General features: G+C 65.7%; 4 protein-coding genes and 1 pseudogene. All 5 read right to left on the bottom strand.

Going from position 1 to position 5,219, the window contains the following annotated elements; genetic code table 11:
• Positions 1 to 407: enoyl-CoA hydratase-related protein (locus EOA28_RS24120; protein WP_189342159.1), on the bottom strand; the 407-nt coding region annotated here is incomplete at its 3' end.
• A complete protein-coding gene (locus EOA28_RS24115; protein ID WP_127386306.1) occupies positions 400 to 2,478 on the bottom strand; it encodes an acetate--CoA ligase family protein in 2,079 nt (692 codons plus the stop codon). The genes EOA28_RS24115 and EOA28_RS24120, both read right to left, overlap by 8 nt.
• A 64-nt stretch (positions 2,479 to 2,542) precedes the next feature.
• A complete protein-coding gene (locus EOA28_RS24110) occupies positions 2,543 to 3,706 on the bottom strand; it encodes an acyl-CoA dehydrogenase (protein WP_127251747.1) in 1,164 nt (387 codons plus the stop codon).
• 4 nt (positions 3,707 to 3,710) lie between these two features.
• On the bottom strand, positions 3,711 to 4,856 hold the full coding sequence (locus EOA28_RS24105; protein ID WP_127251748.1) for a carnitine 3-dehydrogenase: 1,146 nt from the start codon (positions 4,854 to 4,856) through the stop codon (positions 3,711 to 3,713).
• A 2-nt stretch (positions 4,857 to 4,858) separates the two neighbouring features.
• Positions 4,859 to 5,219 (bottom strand): annotated as a pseudogene (locus EOA28_RS24100) (HD domain-containing protein); the annotation flags it as partial.

The raw sequence follows: 5,219 nt of genomic DNA, 5'->3' as shown, positions 1-5,219 counted from the left end.
GTGCCGGCGCGGATCCCCGGCAGTGCGAAGGAGGAATGGTCCGAGGCGTAGATGAGGTCGCAGGACAGCGCCAGCCCGAAGCCGCCGCCCACCGCCATACCGTTGACGCAGGCGATCACCGGCTTGTTGAGGTCGCGCAGTTCCTGCAGGCCGGCAAAGCCGCCGACGCCATAGTCGCCGTCGACCGCATCGCCGGCAGCGGCCGCCTTCAGGTCCCAGCCGGCGCTGAAGAACTTGTCGCCGGCCGTCTTGACGATGACGACGCGCAGCTCCGGATCGTCGCGGAACGCCTTGAAGGTCTCGCCCATCAGCCGCGATGTCTTGAGGTCGATGGCGTTGGCCTTCGGCCGGTCGAGCGTGACCTCGAGGATCGCGCCTTCGCGGCGGGTGGTGATGACGTCAGCCATTCTTCTTTTCTCCAAGCACCAAGAGGGCGTCCGCGATCCATGCGCCCTTGCCTTCGGCGCAGACGATCAGCGGGTTGATGTCGAGTTCCTCGATCTCGCCTTCGTTCTTCTGCACGAAGTCGGCAATGCCGGCGATGGCGTCAATGGCGGCGTTGACGTCGGCCTTCGGCCGGCCGCGATAGCCTTCGAGCAGAGGATAGAGCTTCAGCCCACGCAATGCCGCCTCGATGTCGTCGCGCGTCGCCGGCAGCATCAGCGTCACGCTGTCGCGCAAAAGTTCCACCAGCACGCCGCCGGTGCCCAGCGTCATCACCACGCCGAACATCGGGTCGCGGGTGAAGCCGACGATCAGCTCGGCGACGCCGTCGCGCACCATGCGCTCGGCATAGAGCCCGGTGCCGAGCGGCAGAAGGTCGTGCGCGGCGGCGCTGACGGATTCGGCATCCTTGAGGTTCAGCCTGACGGCGCCGACTTCCGACTTGTGCGTCACGCCGAGCGCCTTGAGAGCGACCGGGAAGCCGAGCGTCATGGAGGAGATCACCGCCTCGACCGCATTGGAGGCGCGCTCGCCCTTCGGCACCGGCAGTCCGGCCTTGATCAGCCTTTCCTTGGCTTCGGCCTCGTCCGGCGTCACGCGCTTGGCCTCGGATGCGCCTGCCGCTGTGGTGTCGACCGGCTGCGCCTGCGGCTCGCGCCAGGCCCAGCCGATGAAAGCGGCAGCCTGGGCGGCATCCATGGCTTCGGAAATGCCGAACAACGGCACCATGCCCCGCGCCATCAGGCCTGCAGTGTATTCCTCCGGCAGGTTTTCCGGCAGCGAGGAGACGATCGCGCCTTGCGCCTTGTTGGTCTTCAGCGCCGCTTCGAAGGCGCGCAGCGTCGCCCACCAGTCGACGTCCGAGCAGCGGTCCGGGCGCGGGAAGTCGAGCACCAGCATGTTCAAGTCGAAACCGCCCGACACCATGGCGGTGAAGGTCGCGGTCATCGCCGGCTCGTTGTTCCAGATGAAGGTGTGGTAGTCGAGCGGATTGGCAACCGCCACCAGCGGACCGAGCGTCGATTTGACATGGGCGCGATGCTCGGCTGTCAGCGCCGGGAAATGCACCCAGCGCCCCTCGGCGCTGTCGGCCATGACGGAGGCCTCGCCACCGGAGCAGCTCATCGAAGACAGCTTGTAGCCCGGCAGCGGACCGGTGATGTGCAAAAGCTTCAGCGCCTCGATGAAGGCCGGAATGGAATCGATGCGCGCGATGCCGAGCCGCTTGAGGAACGCGCCGGAGGCGGCGTCGGAGCCGGCGAGCGAAGCGGTGTGCGACACCGTCGCCTGCCTTGCCTGTTCGGACCGCCCGACCTTCATGGCAATGATCGGCTTCTTCAGTTCGCGCGCCCGGGCCGCCAGCCTTTCGAAGCCCGCCACCGAATCGAAGGCCTCGATATGCAGGCCGAGCGAAGTGACGCGCTCGTCCTCGATGAGGCCGAGCGCCATTTCGGAGAGCCCGGTCTGCGCCTGGTTGCCCGCCGTCATCAGGAAGGCGATCGGCAGGCCGCGCTTCTGCATCGTCATGTTGATGGCGATGTTGGACGACTGCGTGATGATGGCGACGCCCTTGCCGCCCTCGGCCAGCCGTATGCCGCCATGCTGGTCGGGCCACAGCAGCGCGCCGTCGGCATAGTTGATCAGGCCGTAGCAGTTCGGCCCGATGATCGGCATCTGGCCGGCGGCGGCGACGAGCTCGGCCTGCAGCCGCTCGCCGTCCTCGTCATAGGCCTCGGTCTCGAGGAAGCCGGCGGCAAAGCAGACGGCGCCGCCGGCGCCGCGCTCGGCCAGTGCCTTGATCACCTCGATGGTGAGATGCCGGTTGACGCCGACAAAGGCGGCGTCCGGCGCGCCAGGCAGGTCGGCGACGGAGCGGTACGCCTTGCGGCCGGCGACCTCATCCTTGGTCGGATGCACCGGCCAGATTTCGCCGGCAAAGCCCATCTTGATCGATTGAGCCACGACGGCGGCGGCCTGCGCCCCGCCGAACACGGCGATCGATTTGGGGCGCAGGAGACGTTCGAGTTTATGCATGGTCATCTTTTCGTTTGAGCATGATCCCGTCCAAAGCCGGATTCCGGCTTTGGACCATCATGCTCTAAGCTCCGAACGGACGCAGCAGCGCCCGCGAAATAATATGTCGCTGAATCTCCGACGTGCCCTCCCAGATGCGCTCGACGCGCGCATCGCGCCAGATGCGCTCCAGCGGCAGGTCGTCCATCAGCCCCATGCCGCCATGGATCTGGATCGCTTCGTCGGCGACGAAGGCGAGCATCTCGGTGGCCTTCAGCTTGGCCATCGCCATGTCCTGGTCGGTGACGGTGCCCTGATCGTACTTCCAGCCGGCTTCGAACACCATCAGATCGGCGGCCTTCAGCTCCGTCGCCATGTCGGCGAGCTTGAAGGACACGCCCTGGAACTTGCCGATCGGCTGGCCGAACTGCTGGCGCTGCGCGGCATATTCGATGGCGTGCGACAGAGCGCGCTCGGCACGGCCGAGGCAGGTGGCGCCGACCTGGAGGCGCGTGGCGCCGAGCCAGGAGTTGGCGACGTCGAAGCCCTTGTGCACTTCGCCGAGCACCTGGCTCGCCGGCAGCCGGCAGTCGTCGAACTCAAGGATCGAGTTGGTGTAGCCGCGATGCGAGACATTGCGGTAGCCGTCGCGCACCGTGAAACCCTTGGTGCCCTTGTCGACGAAGAAGGCGGTGATCTTCTTGCGCTTGCCGCGCGGGGTCTCTTCCTCGCCGGAGGCCATGAAACAAATCGCGAAATCGGCGAGATCGGCGTGGCTGATGAAGTGCTTGGTGCCGTTGAGCACCCAGTCCGAGCCGTCCTGCACGGCGGTCGCCTTCATGCCGCGCAGGTCGGAACCTGCGCCGGGTTCGGTCATCGCCAGGCAGTCCCACTTCTCGCCGCGGATGCAGGGGAAGAGGTATTTCTCGCGCTGCTCCGGCGTGCCGGCGAGCAGGATGTTGGAGGGACGCGCCACGCAGGTCCAGTGCAGCGCGTAATTGGCGCGGCCGAGCTCCTTCTCGTAGAGCAGCCAGCTCACCGTATCGAGCCCGGCGCCGCCGACATCGGCCGGCATGTTGGCAGCGTACAGCCCCGCTTCGATCGCCATAGCCTTCAATTCGTCGATCAGCTCGCGGCGCAGCACGCCGGTGCGCTCCACCTCCCGCTCATGCGGGTAGAGCTCGTTCTCGACGAAGGCGCGCGTCGTCTCGACGATGAGCTTCTGTTCTTCCGAGAGACCGAACTGCATCGCCTCAGCCCTTCTTCTTGCCGCTCTTCTTCTTCGGCTTCTCGACCTTCACAGCCTTGGCCGGTTTCGCAGAGTTTGCCGGCTTCGCGGCCTTCTTCGCCGGCTTGGCCGCTTCGGCCTTGGCCGTGACCTTGGCGGAAGCCTTCTTCGCCGCCAGCTTGGCGAGCTGCCTGGTATAGTCCTTGTGCAGCGCGCCGGCGCCCCAGCCCTTGCCCTTGTTCTGCTTCGACAGCGCGTCCATGATCGCGACCAGATTGTCGTCGCGGATCTTCTCCAGCTCGCGGATCGACAGGCCATGTGCCTGCTCGTCCGACTGGGTGGCGATCAGGTCGACCAGCTCGTCGTTGAATTCCGGCACATCCATCAGCTTGGTCCACGGCCATTTCAGGCAAGGCCCGAACTGCGCCATGAAGTGACGCATGCCCGCCTCGCCGCCGGCAACGCGATAGACCTGGAACATGCCCATCTGCGCCCAGCGCAGGCCGAAGGAATAGCGCATGATGTCGTCGAGTTCCTCGACGGTGCAGATGCCGTCCTTGACCAGCCACAGTGCCTCGCGCCATGCGGCTTCGAGCAGACGGTCGCCGACGAAGGCTTCGATCTCCTTGCGCACCACCACAGGCTTCATACCGATCGAGGCGTAGAGCTCCTTGGCGACCTCGATCGCCTCCGGGAAGGTCTGCTCGCCGCCGACGATCTCGACTAGCGGCAGCAGATAGACCGGGTTGAACGGATGGCCAACCACCAGTCGCTCCGGATGCTTCTTCATCGCCACCTGCATGTCGGTCGGCTTGATGCCGGAGGTCGACGAGCCGACGATGGCATTGGCCGGCGCATGCGCGTCGATCTCGGCCAGCACCTTGTGCTTGAGGTCGAGCCGCTCCGGCACGCTTTCCTGGATGAAATCGGCGTCGGCGACTGCTTCGGCGATGGTCTTGGCGAAGGTGAGCTTGCCCTCCTTGGGCAGGCCGCCGGGCAGCATCTGCTTATAGGCGCGGCGCGCGCCCTTCATCACTTCGCCCACCTTGCGTGACGCTTCCGGATCTGGATCGAAGATCGCGACGTCGATGCCGTTCAAGAGCAGCCGCGCCACCCAGCCGGCGCCGATGACGCCGCCGCCGATGGCGGCCGCCTTGTTGATGATGCTCATGGTCAGGCTCCGGTTCTCGTCTTGGCTGTTTCGGGGTCGGTAAGGGCGACGCGCTCGCCGGCGCGGATCACCGCCGGGTCGTAGGCCTTGCGGGCGAAAACTTCGAGCACGAAGGGCCGGAAGAACTCGATCGGCAGCGTCTCGTAATCGGGGTCGAAGCTCGACTGGTCCCAGCGCTCGCAGAACTGGTCGCAATCGTCGAAATAGAGGTGTCCGGCGAAGCGGTCACGGGCGTGGCGATTGCCGCCCAGATGATGCGCGTAATAAAGTCGCTGGAAATCGCCGTGCTTTTCCACCACCCAGGTGCATTGCTCGCGCACGAAGGCCTTCAGGATCGCAGCCGCATATTCGTCGTGGTTGTAG

Origin of the sequence: Mesorhizobium sp. M2A.F.Ca.ET.067.02.1.1 (assembly GCF_004023285.1) — a bacterium.
Classification (GTDB): Bacteria; Pseudomonadota; Alphaproteobacteria; order Rhizobiales; family Rhizobiaceae; genus Mesorhizobium.
This window is presented reverse-complemented; position numbering and strand designations above follow the sequence as displayed.

Bases quoted from the DNA above. Each gene is read 5' to 3' on its own strand.
- EOA28_RS24115 (WP_127386306.1), bottom strand. From the start codon at position 2,478: ATGCATAAACTCGAACGTCTCCTGCGCCCCAAATCGATCGCCGTGTTC.
- EOA28_RS24110 (WP_127251747.1), bottom strand. From the start codon at position 3,706: ATGCAGTTCGGTCTCTCGGAAGAACAGAAGCTCATCGTCGAGACGACG.
- EOA28_RS24105 (WP_127251748.1), bottom strand. From the start codon at position 4,856: ATGAGCATCATCAACAAGGCGGCCGCCATCGGCGGCGGCGTCATCGGC.